This is a genomic window from Aeromicrobium sp. CnD17-E (genome assembly GCF_024124745.1).
GTDB lineage: Bacteria > Actinomycetota > Actinomycetes > Propionibacteriales > Nocardioidaceae > Aeromicrobium.
In genome coordinates, this window is sequence record NZ_JAMXRU010000191.1 from 1 (window position 1) to 2323 (window position 2323).

Annotated in this window: 3 protein-coding genes; all 3 read right to left on the reverse strand. The window is 75.8% G+C overall.

The window, feature by feature from the left end; genetic code table 11:
- A partial coding sequence (locus tag NH339_RS17955; protein ID WP_253027361.1) for an energy-coupling factor ABC transporter ATP-binding protein occupies positions 1-760 on the reverse strand: 760 nt, incomplete at its 3' end.
- Entirely contained in the window at positions 744-1922 is a 1179-nt protein-coding gene (locus tag NH339_RS17960) for an energy-coupling factor transporter transmembrane protein EcfT (protein WP_253027362.1), read from the reverse strand. The genes NH339_RS17955 and NH339_RS17960, both read right to left, overlap by 17 nt.
- Positions 1895-2323 (reverse strand): hypothetical protein (locus tag NH339_RS17965; protein ID WP_253027363.1); only part of this gene is annotated, 429 nt, incomplete at its 5' end. The genes NH339_RS17965 and NH339_RS17960, both read right to left, overlap by 28 nt.

Sequence of the window (2323 nt, forward strand, 5' to 3'; positions counted from 1 at the left end):
GCACGGTGAGCGGCAGCGGGTCCCAGCCGGCGAGCCGGCCGAGCTCCACGAGGGGCGGGGCGACGGGGCTGTCGCGCAGCACGTCGGCCGGCTCGCCCGAGCGGACGTGACCGTGCTCGACCACGACGAGCCGGTCCGCGAACGGCACCACGCGCTCCATCCGGTGCTCCGCGACGACGACGCCGAGCCCGACGTCGGCCACGAGCCGGGCCACCGTTGCCAGGACGTCCTCGGCCGCGGTGGGGTCGAGCGCCGACGTCGGCTCGTCGAGCACGAGCATCCGCGGGTGCATCGTGAGCACGGCACCGATCGCGACGCGCTGCTGCTGGCCTCCCGACAGCGTCCGCAGCGACCGGCGGCGCAGGTCGGCGATGCCGAGCAGGTCGAGCGTCTCCTCGACGCGCCGACGCATGGTCTGCGGGTCGAGGCCGAGCTGCTCCATGCCGTACGCCAGCTCGTCCTCGACCACGTCGCTCACGAAGCCCGCCGCCGGGTCCTGCGGCACGTACCCCACGAGGTGGGCGAGCTCGCGCGGCGGCGTGCCGACGATCGAGGCGCCGTCGACGAGCACGTCGCCCTCGAGCAGACCGCCGCTGAAGTGCGGGACCAGCCCGTTGAACAGGCCGAGCAGCGTCGACTTGCCCGACCCGGTGCGACCGCACACCAGGTGCAGCTCACCGTCGGGCAGCAGCAGGTCGACGTCCTTCAGGGTCGGCCCCGCGTCCTCGTAGGAGAACGTCACGTCACGCAGCTCGAGCACGGGGCACCTCCCCCTCGTCGTGGTCGGTCGGGTCGTCGGTCGTGTCCCGGCCCGTCGGGCCGGCGACGTCGGTCGCCGGCGGTGGCGTCAGGAAGGCGGGCAGCACGCCGACCAGCACGACGAGCAGCACCGGAAGGCTGACCGTCGGCCATGATCCCAGGTCGGGCACGACGACGTAGGGGTCGAGGTCGAACGCCCGGTCGACCCCCACCCCCACGACGACGCCGCACAGCGCCGTCAGGACCTCCGCCGGACGCCAGCGGTCGGGGCGGTAGCGGGTCCGGCGCACCCGTCGCCCGGCGGAGCGCAGCGCCGCGGCGGCGAGCAGCACCCCCACGACGAGGACCGGCCCGGCGAGGACGCGGGGCGCGGTGCCGTCGAGGTAGGCGTAGGCACCGACGCAGAGGGCGCCGAGCCCACCGAGCATCAGCCCGCCCGTGACGAGCCGCTGCGCCGGTGTCGCACCGCCGGTACGGCCGTAGCCGCGCGCGTCCATGCCGGCGGCGAGGGTCATGGACCGTTCGAGCGCGTCCTCCAGCACCGGCACGACCACCCGCCGCAGCGACCGGACGCCCCGGCTCGCGTCGCCGCGCAGCCGGCGCGCCCGGCGGACGCGCTGCACGCTCTCCGCGAGCTGGGGGAAGACCGACAGCGAGACCACCACGGCGGTGCCGACCTCGTAGAACGCGGGCGGCACCGCGGCGAGCAGCCGTCGGGGGTTGGCCAAGGAGTTGGCGGCACCGACGCACAGGATGATCGCGGCGAGGCGCATGCCGTCGTAGAGGGCGCCGAGCAACGACACCGCCGTCACGTCGCCGAGCAGCTGGATGCCGCGCGCGACGTCGGGCAGCGGGATCTCCGGCAGGTGGAGCAGGACGGTCTCCCCCTCGACGGCGCCGCCGCCCAGCACGATCCGGTAGAGCACCCGCAGCACGACGACGGCCAGGGCGAAGTAGACGTAGAAGCGGTACGACAGCGCCCACGGCGCGTCACCGCGACGTGCCACGACGACGACCGACACGACCGCGGCGACGACGGCCAGCACGAACGGGTTGAGCGTGAAGGAGGCCGCGGCGGCAAGACCGAGCGCCCAGAGCCACCAGGCTCCGGGGTGCAGGTCGCGCGCCGGGGAGGTCAGGAGCGGTCGTCCCTCCGCCGCCACGCGACGACGCCGCCCGCGCCCAGCAGGGCCAGGACGACCGCGACGGCCACGAGCGTCCCGACGGGTGCGCCCGAGCCGGCGTCGGCCGACGTGGCTCGGGTCTCGTCGCCGCTCGCGGCGCTCGTGGCGTCACTTGCCGACGGCGTCGCCGACGAAGCGGTCCGTCGCGCGCGCTCGTCGTCGCGCGCACGCTTCTCGTCCTCGTCGTCGTCGCCGGCGCCCTGCGCACCGTCGCGGGACTTCTGCCCCGCGTCCTTCGACGAGCCGGTCCCCCGACCGGACGACGAGGCGCCCGCCGACGCGCCGCCGTCACCGGACGCGCCGGAGCCGCCCCGGCCCTCGGAGCTGCTCGGACCACGCGACCCTCCAGCGCTGCTGGTGGGGCGCGCCGACGGCTGGGC